This window comes from Cobetia sp. 29-18-1, from assembly GCF_029846405.1.
GTDB classification, from domain to species: domain Bacteria; phylum Pseudomonadota; class Gammaproteobacteria; order Pseudomonadales; family Halomonadaceae; genus Cobetia; species Cobetia amphilecti.
On the sequence record NZ_JARWKS010000008.1, the window covers coordinates 94,726 to 109,063 of the forward strand.

General features: G+C 61.5%; 10 protein-coding genes. 4 read left to right on the forward strand and 6 right to left on the reverse strand.

The window, feature by feature from the left end:
- The first annotated feature begins 36 nt into the window (after positions 1-36).
- Positions 37-990, forward strand: a complete 954-nt coding sequence (locus tag QD208_RS08295) for a nucleoside hydrolase (protein ID WP_131432025.1) — start codon at positions 37-39, stop codon at positions 988-990.
- 391 nt (positions 991-1,381) lie between these two features.
- The gene (locus tag QD208_RS08300) at positions 1,382-2,536 is read left to right on the forward strand and encodes a bifunctional nicotinamide-nucleotide adenylyltransferase/Nudix hydroxylase (RefSeq protein ID WP_107334817.1); all 1,155 of its coding nucleotides are present in this window, start codon (positions 1,382-1,384) and stop codon (positions 2,534-2,536) included.
- Positions 2,537-2,684: 148 nt separating this feature from the next.
- On the opposite strand, the gene QD208_RS08305 is transcribed toward QD208_RS08300, so the two are convergent.
- Positions 2,685-3,617, reverse strand: a complete 933-nt coding sequence (locus QD208_RS08305) for a LysR substrate-binding domain-containing protein (protein ID WP_054556694.1) — start codon at positions 3,615-3,617, stop codon at positions 2,685-2,687.
- 321 nt (positions 3,618-3,938) lie between these two features.
- Between QD208_RS08305 and QD208_RS08310 the strand changes: the two genes are divergently transcribed.
- On the forward strand, positions 3,939-5,348 hold the full coding sequence (locus QD208_RS08310) for an aspartate ammonia-lyase (RefSeq protein WP_242007809.1): 1,410 nt from the start codon (positions 3,939-3,941) through the stop codon (positions 5,346-5,348).
- A 153-nt stretch (positions 5,349-5,501) separates the two neighbouring features.
- On the opposite strand, the gene QD208_RS08315 is transcribed toward QD208_RS08310, so the two are convergent.
- The 5 genes from QD208_RS08315 to QD208_RS08335 all read right to left on the reverse strand — a co-directional run bounded on the left by QD208_RS08315 (position 5,502) and on the right by QD208_RS08335 (position 12,356).
- Complete coding sequence (locus QD208_RS08315) at positions 5,502-5,990, reverse strand: hypothetical protein (RefSeq protein ID WP_153635749.1); 489 nt, start codon at positions 5,988-5,990, stop codon at positions 5,502-5,504.
- Between the two features lie 157 nt (positions 5,991-6,147).
- Entirely contained in the window at positions 6,148-8,037 is a 1,890-nt protein-coding gene (locus QD208_RS08320; RefSeq protein WP_279836497.1) for a protein kinase, read from the reverse strand.
- Between the two features lie 42 nt (positions 8,038-8,079).
- Positions 8,080-9,906 carry a 2-oxo acid dehydrogenase subunit E2 gene (locus QD208_RS08325; RefSeq protein ID WP_279836498.1) on the reverse strand — a complete coding sequence of 609 codons (1,827 nt, stop codon included), beginning with the start codon at positions 9,904-9,906 and terminating at the stop codon, positions 8,080-8,082.
- A 21-nt stretch (positions 9,907-9,927) separates the two neighbouring features.
- Positions 9,928-10,896 (reverse strand): alpha-ketoacid dehydrogenase subunit beta, encoded by a 969-nt coding sequence (locus tag QD208_RS08330; protein WP_043333588.1) that lies wholly within the window; start codon positions 10,894-10,896, stop codon positions 9,928-9,930.
- 149 nt (positions 10,897-11,045) lie between these two features.
- Positions 11,046-12,356 (reverse strand): thiamine pyrophosphate-dependent dehydrogenase E1 component subunit alpha, encoded by a 1,311-nt coding sequence (locus QD208_RS08335; RefSeq protein WP_153636860.1) that lies wholly within the window; start codon positions 12,354-12,356, stop codon positions 11,046-11,048.
- A 633-nt stretch (positions 12,357-12,989) separates the two neighbouring features.
- Between QD208_RS08335 and QD208_RS08340 the strand changes: the two genes are divergently transcribed.
- Positions 12,990-14,246: a dicarboxylate/amino acid:cation symporter gene (locus QD208_RS08340; protein WP_054556697.1), complete on the forward strand. Its 1,257-nt coding sequence runs from the start codon at positions 12,990-12,992 to the stop codon at positions 14,244-14,246.
- The last annotated feature ends 92 nt before the right edge of the window (positions 14,247-14,338 follow it).

Genomic DNA, 14,338 nt, shown 5'->3' on the forward strand with positions numbered 1-14,338 from the left:
CCCTCTATTGCAGGTCACTTCTTTCACGAGGTCAGCATGAAAACACCGATTATCTTTGATACCGATCCGGGCGTGGATGATGCCCAGGCGATTGCCATCTGTCTGGCGCATCCGGACATCGAATTCCTCGGCATGACCACCACCTTCGGCAACGTCACCATCGAGACGGCCACCTCCAACGCCCTGCTGCTGGGCGAACTGGCCGGTCAGGAGATTCCGGTCGCCCAGGGCGCTGCCCAGCCGCTGGTCAAGGACAAGTTCCCGGCGCCGGCGCACATCCACGGCGCCAATGGCCTGGGCAACATGGAGATCCCGGAGCCCAAGGGCAAGGCGCTGTCCATCAGCGCACCGCAGTTCATCGTCGAGCAGGTCAATGCGCGTCCGGGCGAGATCACCCTCGTCGCCGTCGGCCCGCTGGGCAATCTGGCCACCGCACTGCAGCTGGACCCGAGCATCATCAGCAAGGTCAAGCAGGTCGTCATCATGGGCGGTTCCATCCGTGAAGGCGGCAACGTCTCACCGGTCGCCGAAGCCAACATCTTCAATGACCCGCATGCCGCCGCCAAGGTGCTGACCGCCGGCTGGCCGCTAACCATGGTCGGTCTCGATGCGACGCACCGCTGCGTGCTGTCTCCGGCCCATGTCGAGCGCATCCGTGTCGCGCAAGGCGCACTCGGCGAAGTGCTGTCCGGCAGCTATCAGTTCTACAAGGCCTTCTATCAGGAAGCGCGTGGTATCGATGGTTGCTGCCCGCACGACAGCTGCGCCCTCGCCTGGCTGATGAAGCCGGAGCTGTTCACCACCGAGCGCGGCCACCTGAATGTCGAAGTCGAAGGCCTGGCCGAAGGTCAGACGCTGTTCGCCCCTGAGGGTCGCGAATTCCTCGGCAACCAGTGGTCCCAGACGCCGCTGGTCGACGTCTGCGTCAATGCCCAGGGCGACAAGGTCGTCGAGTGGATCACCGACGTGCTGACCGCCAAGGCGTCCTGATCCGACGCTCGGCAGGCCCGCCTGGGCCTGCCATCGGCCTTGCCACAAACCGAGACAACGCCCGTCAGAGTCATTGCTGGCAGGCGTTGTCTCGGTTTGCGCATTCGCGCTTGTTCACTTCCCCCTTTCCTTCCTCCTTCCTCCTTCCCTCTTCTCCTCTTTGGTGTCTCTCCTTTACCACAACGGCCTCCCCATGGCCCCGAAGACCGAGAAGTTGCTGAGTTATGGAGTCTCTTTCATCAAGATAACGGGATAAAGTTTTGAATAACCCTTGCCAGACGAGAGTGAATGGCGAGCCGTTCGGCGCATGCACATAATCTGATACGCTAGCGGAATATCACTGGGCAAGCGCCTCATACGCCGCCCCATCCTGCCTGCCACGGAGCTCATCATGCCTTCGACGACAACGTTGCCCTCTGCACCCGCTGCAACGCTTCGCACTCAGGATTCTCCCGCGATCGCCGACACCCAGTACGACTGCCTGGTCTTCATCGGTCGCTTCCAGCCCATGCACCATGGCCATGTTGCCGTGATGGAAGAGGCCCTGCGCCTCGCGCGGCAGGTCATCGTGCTGGTCGGTTCTGCCTGGCAGGCACGTTCACTGCGCAACCCGTTCACCTTCTCTGAACGCACGCGCATGATCCGCAGCTGCTTTGACGATGCCGACAATGCGCGCCTGGAGATCGTGCCGTTGCTGGACGCCCTCTACAACGACGATGTCTGGGTGCGTGATGTGCAGCGCAAGGTACGCGATATCGCGCGTCCGCAGGCCAACCGGATGCCGAGAATCGCGCTGATCGGTGCCAATCGGCGTGACAGCAACAGCCAGTCAAGCTACTACCTGAGCCTCTTCCCGCAGTGGGAGTCGGTAGCGGTGCCGCTGCGCGAGGGGATGGAGGCCAGCCGTATTCGTGAGGTCATCTTCACCGAGCGTGCCCGCGCCGAGGATTGGCTGGACAACGAAGGACTGGAGCTGCTGCCACCGCCGGTGGCTCAGCACCTGCATGGCTTCCTGGATGAGACCGCGTGGCAAGGGCTGGTCGAGGAGCGTCGCCTGCTGGAGCAATATCGCGCCGCCTGGAGCGATGCGCCCTACCCGCCACTGTTCATTACGGTCAACGCCGTGGTGGTGCAGTCCGGCCATGTTCTGCTCACCACACGTCGCGCGGCACCCGGCAAGGGGCTTTACGCTCTGCCTGGCGGCTTCGTGCAACCCCAGGAGCGCCTGCTGGATGCCTGCCTGCGTGAGCTCAAGGAACGTGTGCGCCTCAAGGTGCCGGAACCTGTTCTGCGTGGCTCTCTGCGCGGACAGCGTCTGTTTGACGCGCCGCATCGCAGCTGGCGCGGACGCACCCTGGCAGAGGCCTTCTACTTCGCCCTGCGCCCGGAGCAGCAGCTACCCAAGCTCAGAAGCGGCGGCGGCGAGAACGAGGAGCAGGCACGCTGGGTCGCGCTGGCGGATCTGGAGCCCGACACCCTCTTCGAGGACCACTTCTTCATCATTCAGAATTTCCTCGGCCTGCATGCAGGCCAAAGCAGTTTCTGACTACCCGGAACGGCCCATGCAGGCGCGCACACTTCCCTGTATCAGCACAACGAAAACGGCAGCCCAAGGGGCTGCCGTTTTCGTCAGAAGACACCTGGCTTTCTTTTGTCTTCGCCTTTGACTTTGTCTTCGCCTGCAACTCTCAGGCTCAGGCTTCGAGGAAATCTCGCGGCAGATTCATCAGCTGCTTCCACAGCTTGTCGATGCCGGGCTTGTGGACCAGCGAACACCGATAGAGACGAATCTCCAGCGGAATATCCCACGCCTCGTTGCCCGCGCGCACCAGCTTGCCGCTTTCCAGCTCATCGCGGATGCAGAAATCCGGAATCCACGCCATGCCGACGCCCTGCAGGGCCATGCCCTTGAGGCCCTCGGCCATCGCCATCTCATAGACGGTGCGCAGGCGCAGGCGCAGCGGATCATTCTTCAAAAGCATCTTCACGCTGCGGCCCAGAAACGCCCCCTGGGTATAGGACAGCAAGGGAATCGCATCCTGGCTGGTCTCGCTCTGCCCGGTCAGCGGGAAGCGTGGCTCGCCATTCTCCAGCGGCACGCACACCGGCAGCATGTTGACCTTGGCGACCGAGAAGGACGGGAAGGCCTCGGCGTCCAGCTGCATGCTGGCGTAAGGGTCGTAATAGGCGAGCATCAAGTCGCAGTTGCCTTCGCGCAGCGAGTGAATGGCGTCGCCGACATTCATCGCGGACAGGCGTGTCGGCAACTCCCCCAGGCCCTGCTGGAGACGCGAGATCCACTTGGGAAAGAAGGCCAGCGCCAGCGAATGTGCGGCCGCGATATCCAGGGTCTCGTTGGCCATGCCCAGCCCGCGCAGGTGGGCGAGACACTCTGACAGTTGCTCTGTCAGGTTGCGCGCGGTGACCAGGAACAGCTGGCCCTCCGGCGTCAGACTGACCGGGGTCGTCGAGCGGTCGACCAGCGTAGTGCCCACGGCCTGTTCAAGCGCACGGATGCGGCGACTGAACGCAGGCTGGGTAACGTGTCGCAGGCGAGCCGAGGTGGAGAAGCTGCGGGTATTGGACAGCGCAACGAAATCTTCCAACCACTTAGTTTCCAGGTTCACCCGAACTCCCAAAAATGTCGAACATGCCCAAGCGAGGCTTGCCTGGCCGGTCATGCAGGGTCTTGTCATGGAGAATGGTGCGTCGCGGCGCACCACCACCTTCGTCTTATGCGTTTGACGTATACGGCAGCGTTGAATGGCATTGGCCGCCGAGGGGCTGCGCTGGTTACCCTTGTCCACCTAGCCGCCATTCAAGCGCCACAGTGTACTTCAGCCAGGAGTTCCGCCCAAGTGAACCATCTCTCGGAAACCCCCATCGCCGCCAATGCCACCCCGGCAACTTCCACGCCGGCCGACCTGAGCCATGCCGAGCGTGAGGCACTGGCCAACGGCTTCCGACTTGAAAAGGATCTCCTCGGGCGCGAGCCGGTGCCGGCTGATGCCTACTACGGTGTGCAGACCCAGCGCGCGCTGAACAACTTCCACCTCTCCGGCGTGCCGCTGTCGCACTTCCCGCGTCTCGTCGAAGGGCTCGCGCTGGTCAAGGCCGCCGCCGCCGAAGCCAACCATGCGCTGGGCTATCTCGAGACACGCGAGCATGATGCCATCCAGCACGCCTGTGCGCGTCTGATGAATGGCGATCATCACGATCAGTTCGTGGTCGACATGATCCAGGGCGGCGCCGGCACCTCGACCAACATGAATGCCAACGAAGTGATCGCCAATCTGGGCCTGGAATTCCTCGGCTACGAGAAAGGCGATTACCAGCAGCTGCACCCCAACAATCACGTCAACATGGCGCAGTCCACCAACGACGCCTACCCGACCGCCATCCGTGTCGGCCTGCTGCGCAGCCACTCGGTACTGGTGGACGCGCTGAGCGAACTGGCCAATGCCTTCGCCAGCAAGGCGCTGGAATTCGATGACGTGGTCAAGATGGGCCGCACTCAGCTGCAGGACGCGGTGCCGATGACGCTGGGCCAGGAATTCCGCGCCTTCGCCAACACCCTGCGTGAAGACGTCGAGCGCATCGCCAACCTCAATGAGTTGCTCAAGGAGGTCAATCTGGGCGGAACCGCGATCGGTACCGGCATCAATGCTGACCCGCGCTACAGCGCACTGGCGATCGAGGCTCTGGCGCGTCGTTCCGGCATCGACTTCCGCCCGGCGTCGGACCTGGTCGAGGCCACCAGCGACATGGGCGCCTTCGTGCTCTTCCACGGCATGCTCAAGCGCCTGGCGGTCAAGCTGTCCAAGATATGCAACGACCTGCGCCTGCTGTCCTCAGGCCCGCGCACCGGCTTCAACGAGATCAACCTGCCGCCTCAGCAGCCGGGCAGCTCGATCATGCCGGGCAAGGTCAACCCGGTGATTCCGGAAGCCGTCAATCAAGTCGCCTTCGATGTCATCGGCAACGACACCGCGCTGACCATGGCGGCGGAAGCCGGCCAGCTGCAGCTCAACGTGATGGAGCCGCTGATCGCCTACAAGCTGCTCGACTCCATCCGCCAGCTGAGCCGTGCCATGACCATGCTCAAGAATCGCTGCGTGATCGGCATCACCGCCAATCGCGATCGCTGCGCCGAGCTGGTCAACAACTCCATCGGCCTGATCACCGCGCTCAACCCGTATATCGGCTATGACAACGCCACCCGCATCGCCAAGGAAGCCCTGGTCAGCGGTCGCAGCGTGCTGGAACTGGTACGTGAGGAAGGCCTGCTGGACGAAGCGCGCCTTGAGGCACTGCTATCCCCGCAGGCCATGACGCGCCCGCGTCAGATGAAGGACTGACCCTTCAGCGAGAGTCTGCTCGCTTGCCGTATTAACCTCTTGCCGCATCAACCTCTTGTCACATGCGACAGCGCCGCACCAGAAAGCCTCTGGTGCGGCGCTGTCGTATCAAGGCCATGAGTCAGACGACTTTACCGACTTCGGGCATCACGCTTACTGCTGTGCGCTGGACTGCGAGATTACATCATCACGATGCGCGGCAAAGTATTTGCGTGCACGCTCAGCTTCTTCCGATGTGGGTGTATAGGTCGTCCATTCTCCGCCCTTCTCATCACGATAACGCACGACTCCCTCGTCATGGTCGATTTCATAGTAAGGGTGGACTTCACGCAGATTGAAGAATGCGGCGGGGGCAAAGAACAGGATATCTAGCGCCAGATAACCGCCATTGAACTTCAGCGGCAGAATGCCATACATGGGCATATTGTTGTCATCCACTACTTCAAACTCGTAATTTCCGAAGCTGGTAGTGGGTAGCGTTTCTTGAACGGTAGACTGATCTCTGGAGACATCTTTCAAGTTGATTCGCGCCGTCTCTGACGGGCTGCTGATCGTCGTATGCGCGCTACATCCTGCCAGCAGCGCCAGAATAGCCAGACCACCTGAGGCTTGACGCAATTTCCGGGCGAGAGGTCGAGACATGAGTACGTTCCCTGTAGGTTATCGATTTTTATCGATCTGATTATTGAGTTCAGCAAGATCAGCAATGATCACGCGACGTGACACTAACACGAATCACGATAATCACGGTTATATAAATCGGCATCACCATGCGACTGCCATCCAAGGAAACTCCTTTTCACACCGCGCGCGGATCCCGTGGATAGAAGCGTTCGGGTTGCGCCTCGATATGATCGAAATGCTTGGTGTTCTTGTAGGGCATCTTCATGAAGCCGGAGATCCCCAGCCCGGAGATCAGAGGCACAGCATCGAGAATCTCCGCCAGCAAACGCGCGAATTCCTGCTCGCGCGAGGGGTCCAGAAGCCGGTAGTAACTGTGAATCTTGAGATGGTGAGGCAGGGCTTCGAAGATCAGCATGCCGGTGTGATGGATGGCATTGAGTGACTCCAGTGCCTTCAATATCTTCTCTGGCAGCACCAGCAGTTCCTCAGGGTCCGGGCCGTCCTCGAAGTAGGAGTGCACGCGCGAGTCATCCTCAAGCTCCGGCACCGCACTGACCTCATAGCTCAAGCGAGGTCTGGCCTCCCCGTCTGCCGGCGGCGCAAAGACGAAGGCGGCCTCCGGGTCTTCCCGCTCCAGGTGCAGGGTATCGCGAGCATTGAACAGACACGCCTTGAACACGCCCTGGCGATAGATGGCACGGGCCAGAGCGACCATGTTGTTGATCGCGACGACGAAGGCGGCCTTCAAGGCAGGGTCATGCAGGTGCAGCGCAGTATCCACGAAGATGCCCTGTGGCTCCCAGCGAATCGCCAGACCGCCGACGATCGGGTATTTGCCCAGACGACTGACCGCGGCCAGGAAGGCTTTTTCGGTGCCGCCCATGCCTTGCATGAAGTTCTTGTAGTAACGATCCAGCTGGACATCATTGACGGCGTCCAGAGCGTTGCCAGCATGTTCGCCGGTCTCGTCCGCCTCGAAGGCCTCACGCAGGAAGGATTTGCGCGAGGTATAGACGACCGTGTCGATCTCGCGCGTTGCCGGCCTCACCCAGACCGGCAGCAGAGACTGTGGCGGCTCGAGAGGCAATTCCGGCATCACCAGCCGTGCGATCCTGCCCATCTCGCGCAGGAAGTAGTCGCCGGCCTGCATGCGCAGCTGCGGGTCACCCGCCAGCATGCCATCGAGCAGACGCGCGAATTCACGGGGCAACCCCAGCGACACCGCCGGAATGGCGCGCGCGCCAAAGCGACACGACTGACCTGAGGCCAGCGCATAGAGTGTGGCGGCCACGCCCTGCTCATCGAAGCGCGGCGAGGACAGCGCACCATTGAGCTGCTCCTCGCCGATGAAATAGACATCGCCCAGACGCGCATTGGTCTGTTGCAGGTTGTCCGACATCAGCTGCATCACGTTGGTGGTGATGAACTGCTGATGCTCATCGAGCTGAGCGAACACCGAACTGCCCCAGTCGATCAATGCCACCTGTTCCCGCTCGACATCGAAGACCAGATTCGACGGCTTGATGTCGCCATGCACGACCGGTGGCGTATCCGCTCCCGTCGATGCCCCACGCAGCGACTTGAGAATGTCGGCCAGCTGACTGGCGATCTTGACCACCAGACGCGGCGACATGCGCCCGTGACGAAGTGAATACTCCTCCAGATTGATACCCGGCGCGCGCTGCATGACCAGAATCGACTGCCGCCGTACCCGCTGATAGCTGACCAGACGCGGAATCAGCGGGTGAGCGACCTGGTCGAGCATGTAGGCCTCTTCCTCCAGGCGGTCCTGCAGTGCCTGGGGCAGGGTCACCCGCGTGAACTTGAAGACGTGCTCTTCACGCGTGCGCCGGTCTTCGCCCAGGCGCCAGCCCGCGAACACGAAACCGTAGGCGCCCTTGCCGACCAGATGGATATCCCGGTAGCCAAGCCCCTCAAGCTGGGCAATGCACAGCGCCACCCAATCCTTGAGCTTCTTGGCATCATGATGCGAGAGCAGATAGATCGACTGCTCTTCCGGGATATAGAACTGTTGCAAGCGCTCGTGGGCGCGCGCATCACTCATGCAGGATGCTCTCTAGCTGGGGCCCCTGGATCAGACAGTGCCTCATGACAGCGACAGCAGCATTTCGTCAGGGTGCTCGAGATAGTGCTTCCACAGATTGCTGAAGCGAGCGATGGTCCCGCCATCGATGATGCGATGATCCCCCGCCCAGGTGATGGTCATGATGTCACGCGCACAGACATTGCCCTCGCCATCGAAGCGCGGCAGACGCTGAGTGCGCCCCAGCGCGACGATGGCGACCTCCGGCTGGTTGATGATCGGCGCGGCGTAGGTGCCTCCCAACGCACCGATATTGGAGATCGACAAGGTGCCGCCCTTGAGGTCTGCCTGGGCAACGCGCCCGCTGCGCGCAGCTTCGGTCAGCCGCCCGACCTCACGCGCGATCTCGAGAATGCTCAGACGTTCGACGCCCTTCACGTTCGGCACCATCAGCCCGCTGGCACTGTCCACCGCCATGCCGATGTTGCAGGCGCCCTGATAGAGAATCTCGCTCTCATCCTCACTGAGACGCGCATTGAGAATCGGCTCCTCGATGACCGCCAGCGCCATGGCCTTCATGATGAACGGCATCAGGGTCAGGCGAATGCCCTGCTGCTCGACGCGTACCTTGAGGCGTGACCGCAACACCAGCAGGTCGGTGATATCGAGCTCATCGCCATAATGGAAATGCGGGATCTGGGTGCTGGCCTGCACCATACGCTTGGCCATTACCGCCGCGACACCCTTGAGCGGTACCGCTTTCGACTCAAGGCGTGACGACCTCTCCTCGTCACTGGCCACGTCACTGGCCACAGCACACGCTTCGGCAGCTGCCTTGTCGGTCTCGGCGGCCGCGCCGACCTTGTGAGAGTCATCAGGTGTCACGTCAATCTCGCGAGCCTCGGATTGCTTGAGATATGCCAGCACATCTTCCTTCAGCACCCGGCCATTACGCCCCGAGCCTGCAATGGCCTGGATATCGAGCTGATGCTCGCGCAATAGACGGCGCACGGCAGGGGTCGCGGGTATGCGAGGCCGGCTCTCCTCGTGACGCCCGTCTTGCTTACTCTTTTTGTCGCTCTTGTCGTCGCCCTTCTGGCGGTTCTCTGACAGACGCTCTGGCTGAACCTGCTTGTGTTCAGGTGCGGTGACGTCGCTCTCAGTGCTCTCAGTGCTCTCAGCGCTCTCAGCCTCTGCCTCCTCATCAGGGACATAGGCATACAGCGGCGTATGCACTCGGGCATTTTCGCCCTGGGCATAATGGAAGCGCACGATACGCCCGGGCTCCGAGGCGGTGATCTCGACCAGTGCCTTGTCGGTCATCACATCGACGATCGTCTGGTCTTCTTCCACCGTGTCACCTTCCGCGACGTGCCAGGTGACCACCTCACATTCGACGATGCCTTCGCCGATATCCGGCAGGATAAAATCACGCGAGCGCCGCTCAAGGGCCGCGGCTGTCGGTGTGGCAGCTGCCTCATCGCTGGCTGACAGAGCAGAAGCTGACGCAGCGACATCCGACTGACTGCTGGTCGCCTGGCTGGCAGCTGACTGAGTCTGTGCCGTCGAGCGAGCAGGCGCTGCAACCGTCATGACATCGCCGGCGTGATCATCCTCACGCTCGCCGTGTACGGTCTTGTCACCATCACTGTCACTGCCATCATCCACCGCAAACAGCGGCGCATGGACACGGGCAATCTCGCCTTCCTGACAGTAAAGCTTGACCACGGTACCGGCGTGGGGCGCGGGGATTTCCACCAACGCCTTGTCTGTCATGACCTCGGCCACCGGCTGATCTTCCTCGATCACGTCGCCTTCCTTGATCAACCACTTGACCAGCTCGCACTCGACGATGCCTTCGCCGATATCGGGCAGGATGAAATCATTCATGGCGCGCATCACTCCCTGTCATCAGTAATTCAAGCTTTGCTTGATGGCCTCGTAGATCTTGAGCTCGTCCGGCAGATGCTCCTTCTCGAGCACCAGCGGGAACGGCGTATCAAGGCCAGTGACGCGTCGGATCGGCGCCTCGAGATACAAAAAGCAACGCTCCTGCACGGTGGCGGCAATCTCGCTGGCAAAGCCTCCCGTCAGCGGCGCTTCATGACTGACCACCAGACGTCCCGTCTTGAGCACCGAGTCACACACCGTCTCGATGTCCCAGGGCAGAATGCTGCGCAGGTCAATGATCTCGCAGTCGATGCCATCCTGCTCGGCGAGCGCGGCGGCCTTCTCGATGACCTCCATCTGTGCGCCCCAGCCGAGCAACGTGATATCGCGGCCTTCACGAATGACGTCGGCCACGCCCAGGGGAAGTTCGTAATCGGCTTCTGGCACCTCGCCCACCGAGGCGCGATAGAGCCGCTTTGGCTCCATGAAAAGCACCGGGTTGGGGTCGCGAATCGCCGCCAGCAAGAGCCCCTTGGCCTGGTGGGGATTGCGTGGCATCACGATCTTGAGGCCCGGGGTATGCGCGAAATAGGCCTCGGGCGACTGGGAGTGATAGAGCCCGCCTGCGATGCCGCCACCATAGGGCGTGCGAATCGTCAGGCCGCCGACATCGAACAGATCACCGGAGCGATAGCGGAACTTGGCCGCCTCGTTCACGATCTGGTCAAAGGCGGGGAAGATGTAGTCGGCGAACTGGATCTCGGCCACCGGCGTCGAGCCCTGTGCCGCCAGCCCGTTGGCGAACCCGATGATGCCCTGCTCGGTGAGTGGCGTATTGAAGCAGCGCTCTCGACCGTATTTGTCCTGCAGGTGGCTGGTGGCCCGGAAGACACCACCGAATACCCCGACGTCCTCCCCGAACAGCACCACACGGGGATTGGCGGCCATGGCGATATCCAACGCATTGTTGATCGCCTGCAGCATGTTCATCTGTTTCTTGCCCGAGGCCGAGGCTGCTGCATCCTTGCTGCCAGGCGCGGCAGACGCTTCTTTCGCCGCTGAACCCACCGCAGCTGAGTCGCTTGTCGCTGAGTCTGTCACTGGTGTTTTCTCCAACGGCTGCTCACTCATCTGCTCGCTCATGATGTCTGGTCTCCATCCACAGGCTGATGGCTCTCTACCGGCTGATGGTTCTCAACAGGCTGATGGCTCTGCATGCGCTGCTGACGTGCCTGATACGCCTTGCGGCTGTCATCCAGCTCCTGCGCAGTGAATCCCATGCTGGCGGCGCCCTTGGGATAGGCATGCGGATACTTGCGAATATGCTGTTTCACGTCTTCCAGCTGCTGCGTGAGCAACGGCGTCGGCGTGTCGTAGACATCGCTGATCAGCGTGTCCAGCGCCGGTGGCGCCAGTTTCTCGGCACGCTTCATGGACTCAAGCACTTCGCGACGCAGTTGATCGCCAGTGGCCTTTTCCTCCTCCTCGCTCCACCAGCCTTGCGCTTCCAGCCAGTTGCGCATGCGCAGGATGGGGTCCTTGTCACGCCAGATGGCCTCCTCCTTCTTGCTGCGATACCCGGAGGGGTCATCCGAGGAGGAGTGCGCTGCCAGACGATAGGTCATCGCCTCGATCAATACCGGCTGATTCGTCTCGACCGCGATCTTGCGCGCCGCCAGGGTGGCTTCGTAGACGGCGATCACGTCATTGCCATCCACCCGGATGCTCTGCATGTGATAGCCGAAGGCGCGTGGCGCGATGCCATCGGCAGCGAATTGCTCGCATGACGGGGTGGAAATGGCATAGCCATTGTTGCGACACAGGAAGATGCACGGCACCCGATGCACGGAGGCCATGTTGAGGGCGGCATGGAAATCGCCCTCGGAGGCGGCCCCTTCACCGAAGATGGTGATGGTGCACTGCCCCTTGCCCGCCAGCTTCTGGCCGTAGGCATAGCCGGTCGCCTGGGGAATCTGGGTCGCCAGCGGCGAGGAGATGGTCATGTAGTGCAGGTCACGCGACCCATAGTGGATCGGCATCTGACGGCCCTTGCCGTAGTCGCGCTCGTTGCCGAACATCTGGTTCATGAATTCGTCGCAGCTGAAGCCGCGCCAGGCCAGCGCCCCCTGCTCACGGTATTGCGCCATGATCATGTCATCGTCTTGAAGCGCCGCCGCACTGCCGATCACCGTGGCTTCCTCGCCGGTGCATTGCATGTAGAAGCTCAAGCGCCCCTGGCGCTGGGCGGCCAGCATGCGCTCATCCAGCACCCGGGTGAACAGCATCGTCCGGTAGATCTTGAGCGCCGTGTCGCGGTCGATAGGTGAACTGTCCTGCGACTGGCCTCCCCGGGTATCGTCACTCTGCCCCTGTGGCACATCGACGGGATAAAGGGTGCCGTCCTGACGCAGGCGCTTGAAGATCGGGATGCAGAGTTCATCGCCGGTCATGAAGGCCAGGTGATGCAGCACCGTCGGCCCCTGCGGCGCGATCTGGTCTGCCGTCGGCATGGCGGTCAAGTCATTGAGCTCTGGCTGTGAGCCATCGGGCGGCGCGGTCCCCGGGGATACGGGTCCGCGTGTTGTTGTATCGGACATGCTCAGCGTCCTCTCTTACCGATCAGGCGTTTGAGGGATTACCCAGCCCTCGTGAGGCCGGGCAGGCAATGGCGTACCTTCATGAATGTCGAACCACAAGCTGCCGAACCGGAAGCTGTCGATTCGACGATGACAACAGTGCCTACCATCAGACTAGTGGAAAGTCGCTCTGGCGGCCCAACAGTTAACGTTAACGTCAAGGTAACGCAAAGACAGACGATATGCCTGCCTGACAACTACTTCTTTGGTGGAACCTTTTGCGGCATGGGCTCATGCGCGTTCGGCATGGAAAGCTGAATTCGCCTGTAAGAACGCTTTTTTGCGACTAAAGGTGCAGAGGGTGAGTGAAGGCTGACTGTTAATCTTCCCGCACCAAAAAAGTGCTTAATGCAGTGCGCAATCGTGACAAGGCATCGAGACGACAGACTCGGGCGCGCCCTGAGCATCATCAGCGATGATCATCGCTAGACACCTAAGGACAGTTCCATGAGTGATTCCTCCCGCCCTAACCTGTGGCGCCGTTTGCCGTTGTGGCAGAAGATCCTGGGCGGCCTCGCCCTGGGGGTACTCGCTGGTGCCCTGATGGGAGAAAGCGCCAGCATGTTCAAGCCGCTGGGCGATATCTTCATCAATGCGATCAAGATGCTGATCGTGCCGCTGGTCTTCAGCACCCTGGTGGTCGGTATCACCTCGATGCGTGACCCGCAGAAGATGGGCCGCATAGGCGGCAAGACCATCGCCCTCTACCTGCTGACGACCGCCTTCGCGATCGCCATCGGCATGCTGGCCTCCAGCATCTTCCAGCCAGGTGCCGGCTTCGAGTTCAACTTCGACAAGGCGATGGAAACCAAGGATGCGCCCTCACTGGTGCAGATTCTGGTCGACCTGGTGCCGAGCAACCCGATCGATGCGCTGGCCAACGGCAACATCATGCAGATCATCGTCTTCGCCATCGGGATCGGCATCTCGCTGATCATGATCGGCGACAAGGGCGAGCCGGTCGTGCGCGTCTTCGATAGCTTCGCCGAAGTGATGTACAAGCTGACCGAGTTCGTGATGGCCTTCGCGCCGTTCGGTGTCTTCGGTCTGATGGCGCATGTCTCCGGCAACTACGGCCTGGATGTGCTGCTGCCGCTGGCCAAGGTGATCGGCGTGGCCTATCTGGCGAGCATCGTGCACGTGCTGGTGGTCTACTCCGGCCTGCTGGCGACGCTGGGCAAGCTGAACCCGGTGCGCTATCTGCGCGGTATCGTCGATGCACTGGTCGTGGCCTTCTCCTCGGCTTCAAGCTCCGGCACCCTGCCGATCTCCATTCGCTGCGCCCAGAAGAACCTCGGCGTCTCGGAAGGTGTCTCCGGCTTCGTGCTGCCGGTCGGCGCGACCATCAACATGGATGGCACCGCCATCTATCAGGGCGTGGTGGCACTGTTCATCGCCCAGATGACCGGCATCGAGCTGTCGATGATGGATTACGGCATGATCGTGCTGACCGGTACGCTGGCCTCCATCGGCACCGCCGGTGTGCCGGGCGCCGGCCTGATCATGCTCTCCATCGTGCTGAGCCAGGTAGGCCTGCCGCTGGAAGCCATCGCGGTGATCGCCGGTATCGACCGTATCCTCGACATGGCGCGTACCACCGTGAATGTCGCGGGCGACCTGATGGTCACCACCCTGGTCGGCAAGTCCGAGAACGAGCTGGACCTCGAGGTCTACAACGCGACCCAGCCCAAGAAGGACGCCTGACGCCAGGCGCAGGCCTTCTCGCCAGCGCCTTGCCTTGAAACACGAACGCCCCGCTCATTGAGCGGGGCGTTCGTGTTTCAAGGGCTGTGTAT